The 21,970-nt window shown below is 32.4% G+C and carries 22 protein-coding genes and 1 tRNA gene; 22 read left to right on the forward strand and 1 reads right to left on the reverse strand.

What is annotated here, in order from left to right; genetic code table 11:
• Positions 1-71: 71 nt before the first annotated feature.
• Genes trxB through gltX form a run of 3 tightly spaced genes read left to right on the forward strand, consistent with a single transcriptional unit; the run spans position 72 to position 3,414 of the window.
• On the forward strand, positions 72-1,016 hold the full coding sequence (gene trxB, locus J2S72_RS07110) for a thioredoxin-disulfide reductase (protein ID WP_307495255.1): 945 nt from the start codon (positions 72-74) through the stop codon (positions 1,014-1,016).
• Positions 1,016-1,885 carry a patatin-like phospholipase family protein gene (locus J2S72_RS07115; protein WP_023055768.1) on the forward strand — a complete coding sequence of 290 codons (870 nt, stop codon included), beginning with the start codon at positions 1,016-1,018 and terminating at the stop codon, positions 1,883-1,885. Before trxB ends, J2S72_RS07115 begins: the two co-directional genes overlap by 1 nt.
• A gap of 47 nt (positions 1,886-1,932) precedes the next feature.
• A complete protein-coding gene (gene gltX, locus J2S72_RS07120; protein WP_023055782.1) occupies positions 1,933-3,414 on the forward strand; it encodes a glutamate--tRNA ligase in 1,482 nt (493 codons plus the stop codon).
• Between the two features lie 39 nt (positions 3,415-3,453).
• On the opposite strand, the gene J2S72_RS07125 is transcribed toward gltX, so the two are convergent.
• Positions 3,454-4,119, reverse strand: coding sequence for a hypothetical protein (locus J2S72_RS07125; protein ID WP_023055774.1), 666 nt, complete (start codon positions 4,117-4,119; stop codon positions 3,454-3,456).
• A gap of 66 nt (positions 4,120-4,185) precedes the next feature.
• Here J2S72_RS07125 and murB point away from each other — a divergent pair, with 66 nt between their 5' ends.
• The 19 genes from murB to J2S72_RS07220 all read left to right on the forward strand — a co-directional run bounded on the left by murB (position 4,186) and on the right by J2S72_RS07220 (position 21,918).
• Complete coding sequence (gene murB / locus J2S72_RS07130) at positions 4,186-5,067, forward strand: UDP-N-acetylmuramate dehydrogenase (protein WP_023055770.1); 882 nt, start codon at positions 4,186-4,188, stop codon at positions 5,065-5,067.
• Positions 5,067-5,900, forward strand: a complete 834-nt coding sequence (rapZ, locus tag J2S72_RS07135; protein WP_023055773.1) for an RNase adapter RapZ — start codon at positions 5,067-5,069, stop codon at positions 5,898-5,900. The genes murB and rapZ overlap by 1 nt, the downstream gene beginning before the upstream one ends.
• A gap of 34 nt (positions 5,901-5,934) precedes the next feature.
• Positions 5,935-6,450 carry an NUDIX hydrolase gene (locus tag J2S72_RS07140; RefSeq protein ID WP_307495256.1) on the forward strand — a complete coding sequence of 172 codons (516 nt, stop codon included), beginning with the start codon at positions 5,935-5,937 and terminating at the stop codon, positions 6,448-6,450.
• A 169-nt stretch (positions 6,451-6,619) separates the two neighbouring features.
• Positions 6,620-8,008, forward strand: coding sequence for a cysteine--tRNA ligase (cysS, locus tag J2S72_RS07145; RefSeq protein WP_023055766.1), 1,389 nt, complete (start codon positions 6,620-6,622; stop codon positions 8,006-8,008).
• Positions 7,993-8,409 (forward strand): Mini-ribonuclease 3, encoded by a 417-nt coding sequence (locus tag J2S72_RS07150; protein WP_023055760.1) that lies wholly within the window; start codon positions 7,993-7,995, stop codon positions 8,407-8,409. The genes cysS and J2S72_RS07150 overlap by 16 nt, the downstream gene beginning before the upstream one ends.
• Entirely contained in the window at positions 8,406-9,173 is a 768-nt protein-coding gene (gene thyX / locus J2S72_RS07155; RefSeq protein WP_023055772.1) for an FAD-dependent thymidylate synthase, read from the forward strand. Before J2S72_RS07150 ends, thyX begins: the two co-directional genes overlap by 4 nt.
• Complete coding sequence (rlmB, locus tag J2S72_RS07160) at positions 9,170-9,889, forward strand: 23S rRNA (guanosine(2251)-2'-O)-methyltransferase RlmB (protein WP_023055783.1); 720 nt, start codon at positions 9,170-9,172, stop codon at positions 9,887-9,889. The genes thyX and rlmB overlap by 4 nt, the downstream gene beginning before the upstream one ends.
• A complete protein-coding gene (locus tag J2S72_RS07165) occupies positions 9,886-10,404 on the forward strand; it encodes a YacP-like NYN domain-containing protein (protein WP_023055761.1) in 519 nt (172 codons plus the stop codon). The genes rlmB and J2S72_RS07165 overlap by 4 nt, the downstream gene beginning before the upstream one ends.
• A gap of 43 nt (positions 10,405-10,447) precedes the next feature.
• A tRNA-Thr gene (locus J2S72_RS07170) sits at positions 10,448-10,523 on the forward strand.
• Positions 10,524-10,714: 191 nt separating this feature from the next.
• Complete coding sequence (locus J2S72_RS07175; protein WP_023055936.1) at positions 10,715-11,437, forward strand: FadR/GntR family transcriptional regulator; 723 nt, start codon at positions 10,715-10,717, stop codon at positions 11,435-11,437.
• Positions 11,438-11,832: 395 nt separating this feature from the next.
• Complete coding sequence (locus J2S72_RS07180) at positions 11,833-12,975, forward strand: acyl-CoA dehydrogenase family protein (RefSeq protein ID WP_023055915.1); 1,143 nt, start codon at positions 11,833-11,835, stop codon at positions 12,973-12,975.
• A 266-nt stretch (positions 12,976-13,241) separates the two neighbouring features.
• Positions 13,242-14,030, forward strand: a complete 789-nt coding sequence (locus J2S72_RS07185; protein WP_023055951.1) for an electron transfer flavoprotein subunit beta/FixA family protein — start codon at positions 13,242-13,244, stop codon at positions 14,028-14,030.
• Positions 14,031-14,041: 11 nt separating this feature from the next.
• Positions 14,042-15,049, forward strand: coding sequence for an electron transfer flavoprotein subunit alpha/FixB family protein (locus J2S72_RS07190; protein WP_023055919.1), 1,008 nt, complete (start codon positions 14,042-14,044; stop codon positions 15,047-15,049).
• Between the two features lie 23 nt (positions 15,050-15,072).
• On the forward strand, positions 15,073-16,281 hold the full coding sequence (locus J2S72_RS07195) for a CaiB/BaiF CoA transferase family protein (protein WP_023055917.1): 1,209 nt from the start codon (positions 15,073-15,075) through the stop codon (positions 16,279-16,281).
• Positions 16,282-16,314: 33 nt separating this feature from the next.
• Positions 16,315-17,103, forward strand: a complete 789-nt coding sequence (locus J2S72_RS07200; protein WP_023055925.1) for an acyl-CoA dehydratase activase — start codon at positions 16,315-16,317, stop codon at positions 17,101-17,103.
• Positions 17,096-18,340, forward strand: coding sequence for a (R)-2-hydroxyisocaproyl-CoA dehydratase subunit alpha (gene hadB / locus J2S72_RS07205; protein WP_023055892.1), 1,245 nt, complete (start codon positions 17,096-17,098; stop codon positions 18,338-18,340). Before J2S72_RS07200 ends, hadB begins: the two co-directional genes overlap by 8 nt.
• A gap of 1 nt (position 18,341) precedes the next feature.
• Positions 18,342-19,460 (forward strand): 2-hydroxyacyl-CoA dehydratase subunit D, encoded by a 1,119-nt coding sequence (locus J2S72_RS07210; RefSeq protein WP_023055928.1) that lies wholly within the window; start codon positions 18,342-18,344, stop codon positions 19,458-19,460.
• Positions 19,461-19,470: 10 nt separating this feature from the next.
• Positions 19,471-20,604, forward strand: a complete 1,134-nt coding sequence (gene acdB, locus J2S72_RS07215; protein ID WP_023055893.1) for a putative isocaproyl-CoA dehydrogenase AcdB — start codon at positions 19,471-19,473, stop codon at positions 20,602-20,604.
• 174 nt (positions 20,605-20,778) lie between these two features.
• A complete protein-coding gene (locus J2S72_RS07220; RefSeq protein WP_023055942.1) occupies positions 20,779-21,918 on the forward strand; it encodes a YkvI family membrane protein in 1,140 nt (379 codons plus the stop codon).
• Positions 21,919-21,970: the final 52 nt, after the last annotated feature.

Below are 21,970 nucleotides of genomic sequence, written 5' to 3' on the forward strand. Positions count from 1 at the left end.
AAATTTGTGAAATATATTATTATTAGGGTAAACTATTATGTGTAAAATATAAAAAAAAGGAAAGGGAAGACATGTACGATATTATAATTATTGGTGGAGGTCCTGCAGGGCTTACGGCAGGTCTTTACGGCGCAAGAGATAAGAAAAAAACTTTAGTTATAGAAAAATCCGTTGAAGGGGGACAAATAACAAACACAAATGATGTGGAAAATTATCCAGGTGCTCCTGGCATAAGCGGAATTGATTTGGCTTTTACAATAAAAGATCAGGCTGAAAAGTTTGGCTGTCAAATTGTAAATGACGATATTGTTGAAGTGGATCTTGAGGGAAAAATAAAAAAAGTCAAAGGAAAGTTTGACCAATATGAAGGAAAAGTTGTAATTATTGCAGGTGGTGCAAGTCCGAGAAAAATTGGGGTTCCTGGTGAAGAAGATTTTCAGGGAAGAGGCGTAAGCTATTGTGCAACTTGCGATGGAGCTTTTTATGAAGGTTTTGAAGTTTATGTAGTAGGTGGCGGAGATGCTGCTGTTGAAGAGGCTATTTATTTAACTAATTTTGCTAAGAAAGTCCATATAATTCACAGAAGAGATGAACTTCGTGCTTCAAAGGATTTGCAGGCTAAGGCTTTTAAAAATGAAAAGATTGATTTTATTTGGAATAGTCAGGTCACAGAGCTTAAGGGAGATAAAACCTTAAAGGAACTTTATATTAAAAATAATAAGAGTGGAGATATAGAAAAAATCACAAAGGACGAACCTTTTGGAGTTTTTGTATTTATAGGCTATGTCCCAGAAACTGAGATTTATGAAGGCAAAATAAATATGAAAGACGGTTATATTTTAACTGATGAAGAAATGAGAACAAACATTGATGGAGTTTTTGCTGCAGGAGATATAAGGGTTAAGACTGTAAGACAACTTACAACTGCTGTAGGGGACGGCACAATAGCTGCCATAAACGCCTATAAGTATATTGAAGAGCAAGAGGGAACTCTTTATGAGGGTTTTAATGAATAATGAAGTCAAATGTATTTGATACTGCTCTTATTTTTGAAGGCGGGGGTATGAGAAATTCATACTCCGCAGGCATTTTAAACGTTCTTCTTGAAAAGGGAATTTATTTTGATTACGTATCAGGTATTTCTGCAGGCTCAACTCATGTTTTTAACTATTTATTAAGGGATAGAATTCGTGCCAAGAGATCTTTCGTCGATTCTGTGAGAGATGAAAATGTTGCAGGCATAAAAAATCTTTTAAAGGGACAGGGCTTTTTTAATTCAGATTATATTTTTGAATCTTGGGATCCTTATCCTGATTCCATAATAAGCCTTGAAACGTTTTATGCAAATCCCGCAAAAATAAGAATTGGGGCTTTTAATGCCAACACAGGAAGAATGAAATATTGGAACAAAAGGCAACTTAATTCCATGGAAAAACTTAGAAAGGCCATAAGAGCTTCTTCGTCTTTACCCTATATTATGCAACCTACTGAGTTTGAAGGTCAGGTCTATTATGATGGAGGCCTGGGTTATGGAATAAGCCTGGATATGGCTTTAAGAGATGGCTACCAAAAAATTTTTGCTGTTTTAACAAGACCTGAAGGTTACAGAAAAGAGCCTATTAAGCATAAGGAATTAATAAAAAAATCCTTTAAAAGTTATCCTCATGTTGCTAATGCCATGATTACAAGATACAAGAGATATAACAGGGATTTGGACAGATTGGAAAAGTTAAAAGAAGAGGGAAAGGCCTATATTGTCTATGCGAAAAACCAGGCGGTTGAAAGCACGGAAACAAATCTTTTCAAACTTCAGGACAATTATGAACAGGGATATTTTCAAGGCCTAAATGAATATAGGGATTGGCTTGCCTTTTTAGGAATATAGAAAAAATTGTGATATAATAAATTTAATTTAATCTTAGGAGTGATTTAATGGACAAAGTAAGAGTTCGTTTTGCCCCAAGTCCTACAGGTTTTCTCCACATCGGAGGCCTAAGGACGGCTCTATATAATTATCTTTTCGCCAAACACAATAATGGCGATTTTATTTTGAGAATAGAGGATACGGACAGAACAAGATATGTAGAAGGTGCCATAGAAAATTTAATTCAATCATTAAAATGGGCGGGAATAGAAGTTGATGAAGGAGTAATCCTAAACGAAGAAGGAAAACTTACAGAAAAGGGTCAATGCGGACCTTATATTCAATCAAACCGTCTTGATATTTACAAAAAATATGTAGATAAACTTATTGAATCAGGTCATGCTTATTATTGTTTTTGCAGCAAGGAAAGACTTGATAATTTAAGAGAAGAACAAAGAATAAAGGGACAAGTCCCAAAATATGATGGAAGATGTCGTTCAATTCCTATTGAAGAAGCTAAAAGAAGAATTGCTAATGGGGAAGAGTATGTAGTAAGACTTAAACTTCCAAGGAACAGATTTATAAAATTTCATGACCTGGTAAGAGGGGATGTAACTATAAATACAGATGAAATTGATGATCAGGTTCTTATGAAAAGCGATGGTTTTCCAACTTACCACATGGCAGTTGTAGTTGACGATCATTTGATGAAGATTACCCATGTTGTTCGTGGTGAAGAATGGCTTGCTTCAACACCTAAGCATGTTTTCTTATATGAAGCTTTAGGTTGGGAAGCTCCGGAGTTTGTTCACCTTCCCACAGTATTAAATAAAAATCACAAGAAACTTTCAAAACGTGAAGGGGATGTCTCTGTTGAGGATTTCAAAAAGAGGGGATATTTACCGGAAGGACTTATAAATTATCTTGCTCTTGTAGGTTGGAGTCCGGAAGATGATGAAGAAATAATGACTTTAAAAGATTTAATTCCTAAATTCAGCTTTGATAGAGTTGTAAAATCAGGGGGAATTTTTGATGTTGATAAACTTAACTGGGTCAACTCTCATTATATGAAAGACTATGATTTGGAAAAGTTATGTCAATTGGAAAAGCCTTATATGATTGAATCGGGTCTTATGACTGAAGAAGAAATTGACAATAATTTTGAATGGTTTAAGATTCTTGTGGAAACTGTTAGAGATGGTTTGGATAAGCTTGAAGATTTGCCTAAGGCAGTTCAATTTTTATTTGGCGATTTAAATGTAAAAGAAGAGAGTGCTCTTGAAGAACTAAAAAAAGACCATGTACTTCAATTAATAGATCAATTTATTGAAGAATTAAATTCCCTAGAAGAAGTTGACGATGAATTTTCAAGAACAGTTATGAAAAAAATTCAAAAGGCAACAGGAATTAAAGGGAAGGATTTATATATGCCTGTAAGAGCTGCTATAAGCGGAAATGTTCACGGACCGGAATTAAATAACATTATACTTTTACTTGGAAAAGAAAATCTTTTAAAAAGACTTAATTCAAGTAAAAAATATTTGAAATAAAAATAAACTTTACCCTAGATAAACTGGGGTAAAGTTTTTTTATTTGTCAAATTTTTTAATATTTGCATTTTCTTTTAAAGTGCCATAAGTTTCTTCCAAACTTTTTACCATAAATTTTAATTCATCAATTTCCTCTTTTGAAAATTCAAGGGGTATGTCATGTAAATTGTTTGTTAAAGTTTTAATTTCATCTTTTTTAATTTCGATTTCTTTTTTATAGTTAAAATCCTTTTTTAAAACACAGGACCTTATTAAATTATTATTTTGAATTTTTATAAGCTCTTGTAAATTTAAGTCTTCTGTATATTTTTTAAAGTTTTCCCAAATTACAAATTCTTCTTCTTTCAAGTCATATTCATAGGGATTAAAGAGGTTTATTATTTCTTTAATAACTTTTTCAAATTTTTGACTATCCAGGTTTAATAGAGAGTCAACTTTTTCTAAATACAAATTATTTTCATCAATTTTAAGAAACTCTCTTGCAAGATTTTTTTCCTGCTTTAAATTTAAACTTAAATTTTTATTTAAATCCATTCTTAAAACTTGACAAAGGGTTTGGAGTTCAAAAATTTTCATTTTATATTGGTCATAAATTTTCGTATAAAAAGCCCTTCTTATAGGAATTAAAACATCTTTTAAAAAAATCTTATCAGATAAAAGTTCCCTATATAAAAAGGCTTCCATTGTAAGTTTAGCTTTATCCATAAAATCATCCTTTCTTTAACTTATTACCCATTTTAATGTTATAATTAATATGTATGAGGTGAATTAATGTTTGAAAAATTCGGAAAAGTTCTTTTAAATGAAGGACTTTATAAATATACATCTTTTGGTATTGGCGGACCTGCAGATATACTCTTGTTCCCTAAAGACGAAAATTCATTAATAGAAGCAATAAAAACAGCAAAGAATGAAGGAATTCCCATTACTGTTCTTGGTAATTGCACAAATGTTTTAATTAGGGATGGAGGAATAAGAGGTCTTGTTATAATGCTTAAAAATACCTTTAATGAAATTAAAGTAAAGGATAATTTAATTTCAGCTGAGGGAGGGGCAACTCTTAAAAAAGCTGCTCAAATTGCTTATGAAAATTCTCTTTCAAATATGGAGTTTGCTCATGGAATTCCCGGATCTATAGGTGGAGCTATGATTATGAATGCTGGAGCCTATGAGGGAGAAATGAAAGACATTGTAAAAAGTGTAAGGCTTTTAACTAAAGATTTTAAAATTATTGAGGTAAACAATGAGGATATGGATTTTGTTTACAGAAATTCAAGAGCTTTAAAAAATGAAGAAATTGTCCTTTCTGCAACTTTTGAACTAAAAAAAGGCGACAAATCTTTGATTAAAGAAAAAATGGAGGATTTTGACAATAGGAGAAAGTCTAAACAACCTCTTGAACTTAGAAGTTGCGGTTCTACTTTTAAAAGACCTCAGGGATATTTTGCCGGAAAGTTAATAGATGATTCTGGATTAAGGGGTTTTAGATATAAAAACTGTGGAGTAAGTGAAAAGCACTGCGGTTTTATTGTAAATTATGGAGATTCCAGTGCCAAGGACATTTTAAAAGTTATAGAAATTGTAAGAAAAGTTGTTTTTGATAATTTTGGGGTTGAACTGGAAAGAGAACTTAAAGTTATTGGGGTGGATTGATGGAAATAATTATTATAACTGGCATGAGTGGTGCTGGAAAATCTGAAGTTCTTAATATTATGGAAGACTTGGGATATTTTTCCATGGACAATCTTCCTCCGGAGCTTTTACCAAAGTTTGCCGAAATTGCCAAGTCTTCTCCGGTGGACAAGGTGGCTGCTGTAGTTGATTTAAGAAGTGGAGAATTTTTTAAAAATTTTTCCAGTTCTCTTGAAGTCTTAAGATCTTTAAATGTAACTTATAAAATTGTCTTTCTTGAAGCAAGTGAGGGAGTTATTATCAAGAGATACAAGGAGAGAAGAAGGCCCCATCCCCTTGATAAATCCATTGTTGCAGGTTACAGAAAAGAAAAGACCTTGCTTGAAGAAATAAGAAAAAGAAGCGATTATATTATTGATTCTTCGAATAAAAAGACAAGCGAATTAAAGTTTGAAATTACAAATTTATTTAAAACAAGAAAAAGTGATTTTACAGTTTCCGTTGTTTCTTTTGGATTTAAAAACGGAATTTTAAAGGATGCGGACCTAGTTTTTGATGTTAGATTTTTACCTAATCCCTTCTATATAGAGGAACTTAAAGAATTTAGCGGAGAGGAAAAGCCTGTAAAAGATTTTGTAATGAAGTGGGAAGTTACTCAAAAGTTTATTGACAAGTGCGTAGATATGTTGGACTTTTTAATTCCAAATTATAAGAAAGAGGGCAAGACTATAATAGTAGTTGCTTTCGGATGCACAGGAGGATTTCACAGGTCTGTTGCAATAGCAAATGAAGTGGGAAAAAGACTAAGTGACCTGGGCCATAGCGTTGAAGTTTCCCATAGAGATAAGGTTTAAAATTTATTTAAAATAAAGTATAATAAAGGAAATTATGACTGAGTATTGGGATATTTACAATAAAAATGGAAAAAAAAAGTATAAAGTTGTAAAAAAGGGCTCACCTCTTTTGTCAGGAGAGTATCATATTATAGTTGAAGGTTGGATAAGGACCGGCAAGGAAACTTATTTGATTCAAAAACGCTCAAAGAGAAAAAAATCTTTTGGAGGAATGTGGTATTGTTCTGTTGGAGGGTCTGTTATTAGCGGAGAAGAACCTATTGACGGACTTTTGCGTGAAACAAAAGAAGAACTTGGCATAGACTTAGATAGGGATAAAATATATTTAAAGAGAATTATCAGAGAGAATAGCGGAATCTTTTATATTTATCTTATAGATATGAATGTAAATCTTGAAGATGTAAAACTTCAGGAAGAAGAGGTTGAAGATGCAAAAATTGCTTCAGTTGATGAAATTTTTAGGATGATAGATGAAGGAATTTTACTTAATCTCAGTTATTACAGAGATTTTTTCAACTCTGCTGAAAAATTAATAGAAGCGAAAAAATAGAAAAAGGTCAAAAGCCTTGTTACAAAGAGAGAACATCCCTTGGTGAAAGATGTTTTGGCAAGTTTTGACAGATGCGTCTATTTTGCTTATAGCGGGAGCTTTATCTAAATGAATTTGAGTGGAATCGTCTCTTTGGGACGATTATTTTTTTTAAAATTTAGGAGGTATCATGAAACTATATAATACACTTACAAGAAAAAAAGAAGAATTTAAACCTATAGAGCCAGGCCATGTGAGAATGTATAATTGTGGCCCAACAGTATACAATTTTATCCACGTAGGAAATGCCAGACCCCTTGTAATTTTTGATACTTTAAGAAGATATTTCATATACAAGGGCCTTGAAGTAAAATTTGTTGTTAATTTTACTGATATTGACGATAAGATGATAAAAAAAGCCAATGAAGAAGGAGTGCAAGTTTCAGATATAGCCGACAGGTATATAAAAGAGTTTAAAGTTGATGCAAATGGCTTGCATTTATACGATTATGAAACTATAAATCCCAGAGCTACTCATATGATAAAGGAAATGGTTGAATTTATAGACACTCTTGTAAAAAAAGGTGCAGCTTATGAATCAAACGGTGATGTTTACTTTGATATAACAAAGGCTAAAGACTACGGAAAGCTTTCAAAAAAGAATATTGAAGAATTAATGTCTGGAGCTAGGATTGATGTGAGTGAACATAAAAAACATCCAGGAGATTTTGCTCTTTGGAAGGCAAAAAAAGAAGGAGAACCCTATTGGGATTCACCTTGGTCTCAAGGTAGACCGGGTTGGCACATAGAATGCTCTGTAATGGCTAAGACTATCCTTGGAGATACTATTGACATTCACTCAGGAGGAGAAGATTTACAATTTCCTCATCATGAAAATGAAATTGCTCAAAGTGAAACTTGTAACGGAGTGCCCTTTGCAAGATTTTGGCTTCACAACGGTATGATTACAGTTGACAATGAAAAGATGAGTAAGAGTAAGGGAAATTTCTTCACAATTCGTGAAGTTTCAAAGGAATTTGATCTTGAAGTTTTAAGATATTTTCTTTTAACTGCCAACTATAGAAATCCTATTAATTTTTCAAGAGACATAATGGATCAATGTAAAAATGCTTTGCAAAGAATCTATAACGCAAAAGAAGAACTTGAAAATTTAATGAAAGACGCAAAGGAAGGTATAGAATCTAAAAACTTGAAAGAAAAATTGGAAGAAGAAAGAAAATTCTTTGAAGCTTCCATGGAAGATGATATAAATACGGCAGACGCTTTAACGGCAATATTTAACATAGTAAAAATAATAAATACTGATCTTAATGAAAATTCAAGTAAGGAAGATCTTTTACTTGCACAAAATTATTTAATGAAACTTACAAAAGTTTTGGGAATCCTCGAAATGGAAAAAGAAGACATTGACTCAGAAGTTGAAAATCTTATAAAAGAAAGAGAAGATGCGAGAAAAAATAAAGATTTTGCAAAGGCTGACCAAATAAGAGATAAACTTAAAGAGATGGGAATTGAAATAAAAGATTCAAGGAATGGAACCAAGTGGACGAGAATTTAAATATTTTTTTAAGTAAGGGAAAAATTTTAACAAAGGACCAGGCAAGGCAATATTCACCCCTTGCCCTTGCCTTTATAGGCGATGGAGTTTATGAACTTTTTATCCGCACAAAAGTTTTAAATAAAAATAAAAAAGCCTCAACTCTTCATCGAGAATCGGCAAGAGAGGTAAAAGCTTCAGCTCAAGCAAGAAAAATCCTGGAAATCATGGATTTGTTAGAAGAAGATGAAATTTATATTTTTAAAAGAGGCCGCAATGCAAAGCCCCACACCATGGCCAAAAATGCCAGCGTCATAGATTATAAAAATGCCACAGGCCTTGAAGCCCTATTTGGATATTTATATTTAACAGGGCAAGACTTAAGAATGTCACAATTAATTGATTTGATGGAGGAAAAATGAAAGTTGAAATAATAGCACATACACCTGATCCTGACCTTTTAATAGCTCAAGCAGCAAAGCTTTGCTATTCAAAAGTCGGGGTAGATGAAATAAAAGAAAAGTTAGATAAGGAAGCAACGGAAAAATTTATAAAAATGCTTATGGGATTTTCTCACGTTTCACCCCTTGAACATGTAAGCTTTACCTTTGCAGTAGAAGGGGTCTCAAGAACTTTAAGTCATCAATTGGTAAGACATAGAATTGCCAGCTACTCTCAACAATCCCAAAGATATGTGGAGCTTAACAACTTTGAATATATAGTGCCTCCCAAAATTGCAAAAAATAAAGAAGCTTTAAAAATATTTAAAGAGACAATGGAAAATGACAAAGAGGCCTATAGAAAAATCTCTGAACTTTTAATAAAAGATAATGCTCAAAAATATATTGCAGAAGGTATGGAAGAAGAAAAGGCAAAAAAATCCGCCACAAAGGAATCTATAGAAGATGCAAGATATGTATTTCCAAACGCCTGCGAAACAAAACTTGTCTTCACAATGAACGTGAGAAGTCTTCTTCACTTTTTAGAACTTAGATGTTGCAACAGAGCTCAGTGGGAAATAAGAGATTTAGCAACTAAGATGCTTGAAGAACTCAAAAAAATAAGTCCTGTAATCTTTAAAGATGCAGGTCCCGGATGTGTAAAAGGACCATGTCCTGAAGGAAAAATGACTTGCGGAAAAATAAATGAAGTAAGGGAAAAATTTAGAAATTTAGGTGTAAAATGACTTATATATATGGAAGAAACGCAGTAATAGAAGCCTTAAAAGCAAAAAAAGTCGACAAACTTTACGCTCTTAAAAATTTATCAGGATCAGCAAATAAAATATTTGCCATGGCAAGAGAAGAAAAAGTAGTCTTGACTGAATGCGATAAGAAAAAAATATTTGAAATGGTAGGAGATGTAAACCATCAAGGCATAGTTGCCCTTGTAAGTCAATTCGACTATACAGATTTAGATGAAATGATAGAAGAAGCAAAGGCAAAAGACCAAACAATTCGCCTTATTATCCTTGATGAAATAGAAGATCCCTATAATTTCGGAGCCATAGCAAGAAGTGTAGAGGCAGCAGGCTTTACAGGAATAATAATTCCAAAGAGAAGATCTGCCTTAGTAAATGATGCAGTCTATAAATCCTCAGCAGGGGCCATAGAGCGTGTAAAAGTATCAAGAGTAGTAAACCTATCACAAACAATAGAAAAGCTTAAAGAAAAGGGCGTGTGGGTTTATGGAGCAGATATGGAAGGGGACTCCATATATGAAAGCGACTTGCGAGGGAATATATGCCTTGTAATAGGAAATGAAGGAAAAGGTCTTGGCCACAGCGTAGAAAAAAATTGTGACCAAATAATTTCCATACCCATGAAAGGAAATATAAACTCTCTTAATGCTTCATGTGCAGCTGCAATAATGATATTTGAAGTAATGAGACAAGCAAAATGAAAATTTATAAAAAGAACAGGAAGTATCTCTTTGTAGATGGATACAATATATTGAACCACATACAAAAACTTAAAGAAATATCAGTTCAGGACTTGGAGCTGGCAAGAGAACTTTTAATGGATATGTTGGCTGAACACAGTAACGTAACAGGTGAATATATAATCCTGGTCTTTGACGGTTATAAAGTAAAAAAATCTCCCGGCTCAACCTTTCATAGAAAGGGCATAGACGTAGTATTTACAAAAGAATTTGAAACTGCAGACGCCTATATAGAACATGAACTTGATAAAATAGGAAGACTTCACACAGTAAGAGTAGCAACATCAGACAACATGGAGCAGCAACTTATTTTATCAAGAGGTGGGACTAGGCTTTCTGCAAGAGAACTGGAAAATGAAATCCTCGAAGGCAAAAAGAAAATAAAAAGAAAAACAAAAGAACTTAAAAAAGATAAAATAAACACCATGACAAGACACATGGAATTATTAGAAAAATTAAAGGACGAGTATCAATGAAAAGATTGACAAACTTGTCCTTTAAAATTAAAATATAGCTAATGCTATCGTAGCTCAGTAGGTAGAGCACTACATTGGTAATGTAGAGGTCGCGGGTTCAATTCCCGCCGTTAGCTCCATTTTTTTATAAATAAAACGAATAAAAACCATTTTTCTTTTCTGTAAGAATAGATATGTTTCGGATTCAAATTATCAGAGGTAATTAAAAACATAGAAATCATTGAAAAAAGTGATATACTAAATTGTATATGATATAAAAATAGAAAAGAGATTTATAAAAAATAGAGTTTTAAATGAGTAGGTGTTTTAATTGGATATAAAAAGTTCAGTTCAAAATAATGATGATAAAAATAACAAACCGCAATATTTGCAAATAGCGGAAACTATAAAAAATAAGATTTTTTTGGGGACTCTTTCAGTGGGAACCAAACTACCACCTGAAAGAGAACTTGCAAAAAAATATGACTCAGGAAGACCTTCAGTTAGAGAAGCAATAAGAAGTCTTGAGAACATGGGCTTAGTTGAAACAAAACATGGAGACGGCTCCTATGTTGCTAATAACATGAAGAATGTAATGTTTTCATCTTTAAGTGCAATCTCTCGTATGAATTCAGTTACCATTTCAGAAATTATGGAGTTTAGAGAAATGTTTGAATATGAAGCTGTAAAACTTGCAGCAGAAAGAAGAACTACCGATCAACTTAAAAAGATGGAAGAAATTTTAATAAAAATAAAAGTGTCAGACACAATATATGAATTTCAAAAATTAGACGGTTTATTTCATACATTAATTTCGGAAATGTCTAATAATGCCTTAATAATAGAATCCTATTTAGCCATGAATAAACTATTTTATGATAGCATAAAAGATACAACGGTGGCAATTACCTTAGAGGGAGAAAGTTCAGAAGAACTTTTTAGCTATCACAAGCCAATTTATGATTCTATAAGGGATTCAGATCCAGTACTCGCACAAATATTTATGAACAAACATTTTAACAGAATAAGAAAATCAATTAAAGATATAAAATAAAAGGACAGTCCTCATAAAAGAGGGCTGTTTTTTTATGGAGAAAATTTTTATAAAAAATAAATAAATTCATAAGGTATTACCACTAAAAAAATTAAAAAATAATTGATAATAAAAAATTTTTTAACAAAATATTGTAAAAATCGAAAAAAATAAAAAATTTTTTTTATTTTTTTATTCAAATAAATAAAAAAAATTTAAAAATTTTATTTTAAAGGTAGAAAAAGGCTAAATTTAGGCGTATAATTGGTATTACCAATAATGAATTAATTAAGTATTTCGATTATTTGATTATTAATATCATATACTTGACCTATAATTTTTAAATTAGTACAATAAGAGTGACGAGATAATTAAAAAATCGTTAATACTAAAAAAGAAAAAGAGGAGGTTTTTTGATGGATTTTCAACTATCAAAAGAACATTTAGAAGTTCAAGCACGTGCTCGTAAGTTTGCGGAAGAGAAAGTTCTACCTGGAGTATTGGAAAGAGATAGAGATTCTATTTTACCTATGGATTTATACAAAGAACTTGTTAAAGAAGGATTTATAGGCTTCCAATTCGATAAAAAATATGGTGGACTTGGAAAAGACTATATGTCTTATATTTTAACTTTAGAAGAACTTGCAAAAGTTGATGCTTCTCTTTGCGTATTTTGCTCAGTATCTCTTTCTTTATTCCTTGGAGGAATTTTGAAATATGGAACAGAAGAACAAAAGAAGTTTTTTGTAGGGGGAGTTTGCGACGGATCTATTACAGGATGTTTTGCATTAACTGAAAAGAATGCAGGAAGTGATGCAAGTGGTGTACAAACAATAGCAAGACGTGATGGAGATAACTACATAATCAATGGTACAAAAAGATTCATTACTAACGGAAAAGAAGCAGATTATGCAATGGTAGTTGCTAAAACTGATTTAGATGCACCGGGAACAAAAGGTCTTACCTCATTTATGATTCCAACAAATACACCGGGATTTGAACTTGTAAGATTGGAAGATAAAATGGGACTTAGAAGCCTTGAAGTAGCTGAGCTTAAATTTACAGACATGGTAGTTCCAGCAACTTGCCGCCTTGGTAAAGAAGGGGACGGATTCAAACTTGCTATGGACACTCTAAATGCAGGACGTGTTGGAGTTGCAGCACAAGCTTTAGGTATTGCAAAGGGAGCTTATGAAAGAGCTATTGAATTTTTGAAAAATAGAGTTCAATTTGGAAGACCTCTTTACAAAAATCAATATCTTGCTTTTAAAGCAGTTGACCTTGCAAATATTATTGACCAAGCTGAGCTTATGCTATACAAGGGAGCTTGGATGCTTGATCAAGGAATTGTTGAACCGAAAACATGTGCACAAGCTAAACTTTTATGTACAGATGCTGCTATGAAAGTTACAACAGAATGTATTCAATTAATGGGCGGCGAAGGATATATGAAAGAATTCCATGTAGAACGTATGATGAGAGATGCAAAAATCACACAAATCTATGAAGGAACTAATGAAATTCAACATATGGTTATACAAGGAGCTATCTTTAAGTAAATAATAGTTAATTGAAGGATTATAATAGAATTTTTAAAAATATGGCATTACCTTATATTTTTAGGTAATGCCATATTTTTATTTTGCCTTTTTTTGGATTTTTAATTTTTAAAAAAATATGCTTAATAAAAAAATGGCATTAAAATATAACAAAAATCATTAAAAGTGTTAAAAAAATAAAATAAATTGAAAAAATATTGACAAAGTCATGCAAAACGTTTACCATAAAGAAAAAAGGTATTACCAATAAACAAGGAGGTATTATTTTGAATATTGTTGTTTGCATTAAGCAAGTACCTGATACGAATGAAGTTAAACTGGACCCCAAAACAAATACTTTAATTAGGGATGGAGTACCAAGCATAATAAATCCTGATGATAAATCAGGGCTTGAAGCTGCTCTTAAAATTAAAGATCAAACAGGAGCTCATGTAACTGTTGTATCAATGGGACCGCCTCAAGCAGAAAATGCTTTAAGAGAAGCACTTGCTATGGGTGCTGATGAGGCTATTTTAGTAACTGATAGAGTTTTTGGAGGAGCTGATACTTGGGCTACTTCTTGTACAATTGCAGGTGCTCTTAAGCATTTGGATTATGATTTAATAATCACAGGAAGACAAGCTATTGATGGAGATACTGCTCAAGTAGGACCACAAATGGCGGAGCATTTAAATTTACCCCAAGTTACATATGTTGAAAACATAGAAGTTAACGAAGGATTTTTAACTGTAACAAGACAATTCGAAGATAGATATCATAAAATAAAACTTAAAACTCCGTGTCTAATAACAACACTTTCAGAACTGGCTGAGCCTAGATTTATGAGTGTTGGAGGAATTTTTGAAGCTTTCAAAAAAGATATTAAAATTTGGCATTATGAAGATATAAAAGATGAACTTGATGATTCAAATCTTGGATTAAAGGGTTCTCCTACTAAGGTAAAGAAGTCATATCCTAAACAAGGTAAAGGTGCAGGTGTCATACTTACTGATTTATCTGCAGATGAAGCAGCTAAGGCAATCTTATCTAAACTTGAAGAAAAATATATTATCTAAGGAGGCTTGAAATGAGTAAAGATGTATTTGTATTCATCGAACAAAGAGATGGAGAAATTCAAAAAGTCGGCATAGAGCTTCTTGGAAAAGCGAGAGAATTAGCTGACGATTTAAAACAAGACGTTGTTGCAATTTTATTAGGAGAAAATATTAGAAATAAAGCTGATTTACTTGTTAGACATGGTGCTGACAAAGCAATAGTTGTAGATCATCCAATGCTTAAAGAGTATGTTACTGAACCATATTCTAAAGCAGTTTACGAGATAATAAAAAAATATGACCCTGAAATTGTAATATACGGTGCAAGTTCTATAGGAAGAGATTTAGCTCCCAGAATGGCAGCAAGAATTCACACAGGACTTACTGCAGACTGCACAGGTTTAGCAATTGAAGAAGATACTAAAAATCTTAGAATGACAAGACCTGCTTTTGGGGGTAATCTAATGGCTGAAATTTTATGTGAAAATTTCAGACCGCAAATGGCAACTGTAAGACCAGGTGTTATGCAAGCGTTAGATTCAGATCCTTCAAGAAAGGGAGAAATCATTGATGAAACTATTGAATTTGTAGATTCTGATATGAATATTGAAATTCTTGAAATAGCTAAAAAAGAATCAAAGAAAAAAGATATTACCGAAGCTAACATATTAGTTTCAGGTGGTAGAGGTATAGGAGGTCCTGAAGGATTCGAAACCTTAAAAGAGCTTGCTGATGAATTAGATGCAGAAATTTCTTCTTCAAGGGCAAACGTTGATTCTGGATGGATAGAAAAAGATGCTCAAGTAGGACAAACTGGAAAAACTGTAAGACCGGAACTTTATTTTGCTCTTGGAATTTCTGGAGCTATACAACATTTAGCCGGAATGGATGAATCTGAACTTATCATTGCAGTAAACAAAAATAAGGAAGCTCCTATTTTTGATGTAGCAGATTTAGGAATAGTTGGAGACTTACATTCAGTAGTTCCAAAATTAACTGAGTTAATAAGAAAAACAAAAAAGTTAAAGTCGGAAATTTAACTAAATAAAAGGAGTTGAAGGTTATGGAAAAACAAAACATGTTAGAAGGATTAAAAGTTGTTGAATTTGCTAACTTTGTAGCTGGTCCCTGCTGTGGAAGGCTTTTAGCTGACTGGGGTGCAGAAGTAGTAAAAATTGAGCCTGATTTTGGTGATACTATGAGAGTCGTTGGAGTTCAATGGCTATCACCTACAGAAGAAGATGAAAATCCTCTTTTTGAAAATGAAAATGCAGGTAAAAGAGGAATAGTAGTTAACGCAAACACAGAAGAAGGTGTTAAAGTTATCTATGATTTAGTAAAAGATGCTGATGTATTTTTAACAAATACAAGACAAAAAGCATTAGTTAAATCAAAATTAGACTATGAATCAATCAAAAAAATAAATCCGAAAATCGTTTACGGACACTTATTAGGTTATGGCGAAAAAGGACCTGCAAAAGATACTCCAGCATTCGATTATACAGCATATTTTGCAAGAGGAGGAGTTTCCTTAGGTTTAATGGAAAAAGGAACTAGCCCATGTAATACAGCAGCAGCTTTAGGAGACCACTATGCAGGTATGAGTTTAGCTGCAGGAATTTTGGCAGCTGTTCTTAGAAGAAATAGAACAGGTGAAGGAGAAAAAGTAAATGTAGCTCTATTCCATACAGCAATTTTTGGAATGGGTCTTTATGTTGTTGCTGGTCAATATGGCTACAAGATGCCTATAACAAGAAAGCAACCTCCAAATCCATTAAATACAACATTTAAATGCTCAGATGGAAGATGGATTCAAATAGCATTTTTCCAATATGATAAGTGGTTCCCGAACTTCTGTAACATGGTTATAGAAAGACCGGAATATATAGGTGGTAAGTATTCAACTTTGAAGAGTTCTGTAAATTATGTAGATGAACTTGTTCCTATAATGGAAGATATCTTCATTAAGCATCCTTCAGATTATTGGTGTGAAAGACTTCAAGCAGCAGGTATACCATTTGAAAAACTTCAAGCACCTCATGAATTATTAGAAGATGAACAATGCTGGGCAAATGATTACCTATTTAAGCACACTTATGATAATGGAAATGAAGGCGTTTTATACAATACTCCTGTTATGTTTGAAGAATATGGAATTAAAGATTTCGTAAGAGCACCTAAGAAAGGTGAACATACAGATGAAGTAATGGAAGAACTTGGATATTCAAGTGAAAAAATTCAAGAATTAAAAGACAATAAAGTTATAAAGTAATAAGGTAAAAATATAACCAAAAGGGATGTGAATATGTATACGTTGGGATTGGATTTTGGTTCAACGGCATCAAAAGGAATAATTTTAAAAGATGGAAAAGAAATAGTAGCTTCATCTATTGTTCCTTTTGGAACAGGAACGTCTGGACCAAAAAAGGTTAAGGATGATCTATTTTCTAAAAGTGGGATTACCATAGAAGATATAGCGAACACTGTTGTAACAGGATATGGAAGAATAAAATATAAAAGCGAAGAAGATACTCAAATATCTGAACTTAGTTGTCACGCTAAAGGAGTTAATTTTCAACTTCCCAGCGTAAGAACAATAATTGATATAGGCGGACAAGATGCAAAAGCTATGAAACTTGACAAAGATGGCAGAATGACAAATTTTGTTATGAATGACAAATGTGCGGCAGGTACAGGTAGATTTTTGGATGTAATGTCTAATGTATTAATGGTTGAAGTATCTGAACTTGGTGATATAGATAAAAAGGCTACAGCACCTGTAGCAATTTCAAGTACATGCACTGTTTTCGCTGAATCTGAGGTTATATCCCAACTATCGGGAAATGCAAAATTAGAGGATATTATTGCAGGGATTCATATATCTGTTGCCAATAGAGTAGCAGGGCTTGTAAAAAGAATTGGAGTTGAAGAAGACGTAGCTATGGTTGGCGGAGTTGCTCAAAATTCCGGAATTGTTAGAGCACTGGAAAGAGCTTTAAATGTCAAAATAATAGTTCCGAAAAATTCTCAACTTAATGGAGCACTGGGCGCAGCAGTATTTGCTTATGAAAAAATGGGAGGTAAAAATGTCTGATAATGAAGTAAAAAAAGAAGAAAAAAAAGAAGAAAAAATAACAGCGGCTAAGTTTATAAATGGATTATTAGCAAAATCATATAAAGAAGCTTGGGAAGCAAAAGAAAAGGGAATACCTGTAGGTTGGTCAACATCAGTATTCCCACAAGAAATTGTGGAAACTTTCGGTCTTCCTCTTTGCTATCCCGAAAATCAAGCAGCAGGTCTTGCAGCTAAAAAAGAATCTTTAGGATTAGAAGAAAAAGCAGAAGCTCAAGGATATTCAATAGACCTTTGTGCATATGCAAGAACAAATTTTGGTTTCCTTGAACAAGGAGGATCTGAAAGTCTTAATATGCCAGTACCTGACTTTGTATGCTGCTGTAACAATATTTGTAATGAAGTAATTAAATGGTATGAAAACCTATCTAAAAAACTTAATATACCACTAATAATGATAGATGTTCCATTTAATAACGAAGATTATGTTACGGAAAGTCGTATAAAGTATTTCAGAGGTCAATTTGAACATGCAATAAAACAACTTGAAGAAATTAGTGGCAAAAAGTTTGACCCTGAAAAACTAAGAGAAGTTATGAACATTTCAAGAAAAAATGGTCGTCTTTGGAGAGAATCAATGCAAATGTCAAAAGACGTTTATCCATCACCTATGAATGGATTTGATTTATTTACCTATATGGCTTGTATCGTTTGTTATAGAGGTAAAAAAGAGACTACTCAAGCCTTTGAAATGTTAATGGAAGAACTTAAAGAAAATGCTAAAGAAGGAAAGACATCCTTTAGAGGCGAAGAAAAATACAGAATCATGATGGAAGGTATACCTTGCTGGCCGTATATAGGATATAAAATGAAATCACTATCTAAATATGGCGTAAACATGACAGGATCAGTATACCCACACGCATGGGCATTGGAATATGGTGACAATGACTTAGATGGACTTGCAAGAGCTTATTCTTCAATGTTTAACAATGTAAACATTGACAAGATGGTAGAGTATAGAAATAACGCTCTAAGAGATGGAAATTGCGTAGGAGCTTTTTACCACATGAACAGAAGTTGTAAACTTATGAGTTTTATACAATATGAAATGGCAAGAAGAGTAAATGAAGCTACAGGACTACCATATGCTGGATTTGATGGAGACCAAGCTGATCCAAGAGGATTCTCTCAAGCACAATTTGAAACGAGATTACAAGGTCTAATTGAAGTAATGGAAGATAAGAAGGAGAATTAATGTGAAAAGTTATATAGAAGAATGTAAAAGTATTGCTTTAAATCCCTTATCAAAGCTTAAAAGTTACTTGGAACAAGGGGTAAAGGCCATAGGAATGGTTGCTTTTTTTGGACCTAATGAAATAGTAGAAGCAGCAGGATTTTTACCTTTCGGAGTTTGGGGAGGTTATGGAATAGAACTTGATTTATCAAAACAATATTTCCCTGCTTTTTGTCCGTCAGTTATATCTATTATCTTAGAACAAGGATTAAATGGAAGCTTAAACGGATTAGAAGCTGTTATTATCCCTGGTCAAACAGACACAATGCAGTGTCTTGGACAAAACTGGAAATCTGGAGTAAAGAATATACCTTTTATTTCTATAGTTTATCCTCAAAATAGAAAACTTGAATGTGGTATTGAGTTTTTAGAAAGTGAATGTGTACATGTTAAAGAAGAACTTGAAAAGATAAAGGGTTCAAAAATAACAGACGAAGAAATTAATAAGACAATAGAACTTTATAATGAACATAGAGCTGAAATGAGAAAATTTTCAGAACTTGCTGCTAAACATCCAAATTCAATAAATAATCTTGAAAGAAATTATGTATATAAATCAGCTCTTTATATGAAAAAAGAAGATCATTTAAAGATTATTAAAAAAATCAACGAAGAGTTAGAAAAAATGCCTGAAGAAAAATATTCAGGACATAAAATTATAACAACAGGTTTGTTACTGGATGATGAAAATATTTTAAATTCTCTTGAAGAAAATAATCTTAGAATAGTTGGAGATTATGTTGCTCAAGAATCAATACAATATAATACTGATGTGCCAGATGGGAAAAATCCATTTAGGAGATTAGCAGAACAATGGGCTAATGTTGAAGGATTTTCATTAGCATACGATCCTGACCTAAAAAGAGGAAAATTAATATCTAAGCTTGCTAAAGAAAGAGGCGCAGAAGGCATTGTATATGCCACAGTTAAGTTCTCTGATTATGAAGAATATGATATGCCTATTTGTGTAAAAACAGTAAGAGAAAATGGCTTACAAGCAGTTGTATTTGAAACAGATCAACAGGATAACAACTCAGAACAAATAAAAACAAGAATTCAAACATTTGCAGAAATCTTGTAATGGAGGAAATATGAATTTTAGTAAGGAACATGAACTGTTAAGGCAAACAGTAAGAGATTTTGTAGAAAGGGAAATGTCTGAATACCCTGACAATGTAGATGAAACAGGTTGTATTCCAAAAGATATAATAGAGAAACTTGCAAGATATCAATTTATAAGCCCTATAATACCAAAAGAGTATGGTGGAGCAGGAGCTGACTATGTATCTTATGCAATAATCATGGAAGAAATAAGCAGAAGATGTGCATCTACAGGAACATTTATAACAGCAGGTGCATCATTAGCAGCATTACCTCTACTTAATTTCGGAACTGAAGAACAAAAACAAAAATATTTAAGACCACTTGCAACAGGTGAATATATAGGATGTTTCGGACTTACAGAGCCCGGAGCAGGTTCAGATGCATCAGCAACAGCTACAGTTGCAAAATTTGATGGAGAAAACTATATACTTGATGGTAGAAAGTGCTTTATAACAAATGCACCTTTCGCTGATTTTGCAATAATTTCAGCATCTACAGATAGATCAAAAGGTACAAAAGGAATATCTACATTTATAGTTGAATCAAAATGGAAGGGATTTTCTACAGGAGCTCATGAAAATAAAATGGGTATAAGAGGAACTCAAACATCAGATATTATTCTTGATTCAGTTGTTGTACCTAAAGAAAATTTGCTTGGTAGAGAAGGAAAAGGCTTTAACATAATGCTTAACACACTTGACTATGGAAGAATAGGTGTAGCAGCTCAAGCATTAGGAATCGCACAAGGAGCTCTTGACGAAGCAATAAAATATACAAAAGAAAGAGTTCAATTTGGAAGAAGCCTTTCAAAATTCCAAAATACACAATTTAAGATAGCTGAAATGGCAACAAAAGTTCAAGCAGCAAGACTATTAGTATATGATGCAGCTCAAGTTAAAGATTCAGGAAAAACTCCGGGTCTACAATCTGCAATGGCAAAATATTATGCAGCTGAAATAGCAAACGAAGTTGCATATTGGGCTTTACAACTTCATGGTGGATATGGATATATGAAAGAATATCCTATAGAAAGAATTTATAGAGATGCAAGAATCACATCTATTTATGAAGGAACAAGCCAAGTTCAACAAATGGTAATAGCAGCACATTTATTAAAGTAAAAAACATAATCAGACAATATCTCGGCTGATTATAGCGAGATATTGTCTGTTTAAAATTACTGACATTCAGTAAAAAAAATAATAAAGTTGTTTCTAAATTTTAAAAGTTTAAATAAGCTTTTAAGAGTAATTTAGATAAAAAAAGATATTTTATAAATTGAAAAGGAGGTTTTTATGCAAAATAAAAATTTTAGCGAAGTATCTTGGAAAACTATATTTGGAGTAGTAGCAGTTTGGTTTGGAGCTCACGTTGGTGGTGGATTCGCAACAGGAAATCAAACAAGAACATTTTTTGTTCAATATGGATTTACATCTATTTTCATGCCATTTTTAATAGTGGCTTTAATAGGATGGGTTTTTTATGAAGGACTTTTATTTGCGAAGAACACAAACTCATACAATTACCATAATTGGATAGCAAACCTATATGGTCCTTTGGGCGGTTTGGGAGGATATTTATTTGATATAGCATACTTACTTTTAACTATAGTTGCAGTAGGTGCATCAATAGCCGGCGGAGCATCACTTTTTGAAAACTTATTTGAACTAAAGTACATAATAGGAGTTCTTATAACTGGGGGAATATTTTTCATATTAACTATTTTTGGAGCAGACTTAGTTAGAAAATCTTCAGCAATAATAACAGTATTATTACTTGTATTTTTAACAATGATAACTTTTGTAGGAATTTCAAAGGGATCAAGTGATCTTTCAACAATAATTTCTACAAAACAAACAACAGCCCCAATGTCAACTATTTTATATAATTCATTAAAATATGCAGGGTTCCAATCTCTTGTAATAGCAATAATGCTTGGAGCAGGACAACCTTTATCTACAGATAAATCTGTAAAAAGATTTGCTGTACTTGGAATAATAATTAACGGTATAATGATAACTTTGTCTTGCTTAATGATGCTCGCTTGGCTTCCTTTAATAGATGGAGAAACTCTTCCAATTTTAACAATAATAAAAGAATTTGATTCTGAAATTTTGATTTGGATATATTCTATAACATTATTTTTAGCCTTTGTATCAACAGGAGTTGGATGTATTTTTGGAATAGTTGCAAGATATGAAAATTCTTTCCAAACATTCCATATTACAAAAAGAAGAATGTTAATTTCTTTACTTGGAATGATAGTTTCAATGCTTATTTCCCTATTAGGGCTTAATACCTTAGTTATTAAGGGTTATGGTTATTTAGGAGTTTTATCAATATTCTTCTTAATAATTCCAACAATTGTAATTGGAAGAATTAAAAATTCTAAATTTAAAAGAGGAATAAATAGCACTTCAGAAGTGGAAAAATAAAAGACACTAAATAAATACAAAGCGAAAATGCAAAAATATTTCATTTAATTTA

This window comes from Peptoniphilus koenoeneniae (genome assembly GCF_030812875.1).
GTDB lineage: Bacteria > Bacillota > Clostridia > Tissierellales > Peptoniphilaceae > Peptoniphilus_B > Peptoniphilus_B koenoeneniae.

Bases quoted from the DNA above. Each gene is read 5' to 3' on its own strand.
- trxB (WP_307495255.1), top strand. From the start codon at position 72: ATGTACGATATTATAATTATTGGTGGAGGTCCTGCAGGGCTTACGGCA.
- J2S72_RS07115 (WP_023055768.1), top strand. From the start codon at position 1,016: ATGAAGTCAAATGTATTTGATACTGCTCTTATTTTTGAAGGCGGGGGT.
- gltX (WP_023055782.1), top strand. From the start codon at position 1,933: ATGGACAAAGTAAGAGTTCGTTTTGCCCCAAGTCCTACAGGTTTTCTC.
- J2S72_RS07125 (WP_023055774.1), bottom strand. From the start codon at position 4,119: ATGGATAAAGCTAAACTTACAATGGAAGCCTTTTTATATAGGGAACTT.
- murB (WP_023055770.1), top strand. From the start codon at position 4,186: ATGTTTGAAAAATTCGGAAAAGTTCTTTTAAATGAAGGACTTTATAAA.
- rapZ (WP_023055773.1), top strand. From the start codon at position 5,067: ATGGAAATAATTATTATAACTGGCATGAGTGGTGCTGGAAAATCTGAA.
- J2S72_RS07140 (WP_307495256.1), top strand. From the start codon at position 5,935: ATGACTGAGTATTGGGATATTTACAATAAAAATGGAAAAAAAAAGTAT.
- cysS (WP_023055766.1), top strand. From the start codon at position 6,620: ATGAAACTATATAATACACTTACAAGAAAAAAAGAAGAATTTAAACCT.
- thyX (WP_023055772.1), top strand. From the start codon at position 8,406: ATGAAAGTTGAAATAATAGCACATACACCTGATCCTGACCTTTTAATA.
- rlmB (WP_023055783.1), top strand. From the start codon at position 9,170: ATGACTTATATATATGGAAGAAACGCAGTAATAGAAGCCTTAAAAGCA.
- J2S72_RS07165 (WP_023055761.1), top strand. From the start codon at position 9,886: ATGAAAATTTATAAAAAGAACAGGAAGTATCTCTTTGTAGATGGATAC.
- J2S72_RS07180 (WP_023055915.1), top strand. From the start codon at position 11,833: ATGGATTTTCAACTATCAAAAGAACATTTAGAAGTTCAAGCACGTGCT.
- J2S72_RS07190 (WP_023055919.1), top strand. From the start codon at position 14,042: ATGAGTAAAGATGTATTTGTATTCATCGAACAAAGAGATGGAGAAATT.
- J2S72_RS07195 (WP_023055917.1), top strand. From the start codon at position 15,073: ATGGAAAAACAAAACATGTTAGAAGGATTAAAAGTTGTTGAATTTGCT.
- J2S72_RS07200 (WP_023055925.1), top strand. From the start codon at position 16,315: ATGTATACGTTGGGATTGGATTTTGGTTCAACGGCATCAAAAGGAATA.
- hadB (WP_023055892.1), top strand. From the start codon at position 17,096: ATGTCTGATAATGAAGTAAAAAAAGAAGAAAAAAAAGAAGAAAAAATA.
- acdB (WP_023055893.1), top strand. From the start codon at position 19,471: ATGAATTTTAGTAAGGAACATGAACTGTTAAGGCAAACAGTAAGAGAT.
- J2S72_RS07220 (WP_023055942.1), top strand. From the start codon at position 20,779: ATGCAAAATAAAAATTTTAGCGAAGTATCTTGGAAAACTATATTTGGA.